The sequence below is a fragment of the Chryseobacterium sp. HNCC26DJ241 genome (assembly GCF_057180505.1).
This window is the reverse complement of record NZ_JBXUGL010000082.1, coordinates 1-732: the sequence shown is the minus strand read 5'-3', so window position 1 is coordinate 732 and position 732 is coordinate 1. Positions and strand designations below refer to the sequence as shown.

Sequence of the window (732 nt, the reverse complement as noted above, 5' to 3'; positions counted from 1 at the left end):
CCATCAACCAATAAACAGTCTTTATGATAAACGGTGGGAAGTACATTTTACAGACAACAATACGGTTTTCAAAAAAATGAAAACACAGATCATACAGATCCAATCGTCTGTAATTCGCTCTTAGCGAAAGATAGTCCCCTTCTTTTTCAAATACTCGTTAATTAATACCATAGTCTTCGGTTGCTGCATATACATCTGATTGGTGATCGACTGAAAGCATAATAGTACTATCGAAATCCTTCGTAACACTAACATTACCCGAATAAAACTCCGCATTTTCAGGAGATACATGGAAACAATTCTGCGCAAATAAGAAATTTGTTGAAAATACAATAATGAGGAAAACCCGCAGAACACTTTCGTGTAAAGCATTCTTTACACTTTTAATAAATTTTTTTTTCATCGCATTTTATTTTTTCAAAATTATCAAAAAAAGAATCAACGTTTAATTTCCCAATCCCTAATTGATATGCTACGCATTGTAAATTTTAAAAAATTCAAATAATATTGATTTGGACAAACACTTAAAATGAGTCGAATTGCAAAGGTGTAAACAATTTCTACAAAATAAAAATTTCAACCTACATCTTTTCTACATCACAATCATAAAACAATGGATAACAGCGTATTAAAAACATTAACTATCCTACAATAAATATCAATTTTTACAGTTCCATCATCCATTTATTGAGATCTATATCGGAAGAAATTCCAAGCTGTTTTCTAAGACGA

Annotated in this window: 1 protein-coding gene; it reads right to left on the bottom strand. The window is 30.5% G+C overall.

Annotated features, from left to right (window positions below):
* Positions 1-157: 157 nt before the first annotated feature.
* A complete protein-coding gene (locus AC2A1C_RS15825; protein WP_484026897.1) occupies positions 158-403 on the bottom strand; it encodes a hypothetical protein in 246 nt (81 codons plus the stop codon).
* Between the last annotated feature and the right edge of the window lie 329 nt (positions 404-732).

Excerpts from the sequence above, each read along its gene's own strand:
- AC2A1C_RS15825 (WP_484026897.1), bottom strand. The coding sequence starts at position 403 with ATGAAAAAAAAATTTATTAAAAGTGTAAAGAATGCTTTACACGAAAGT.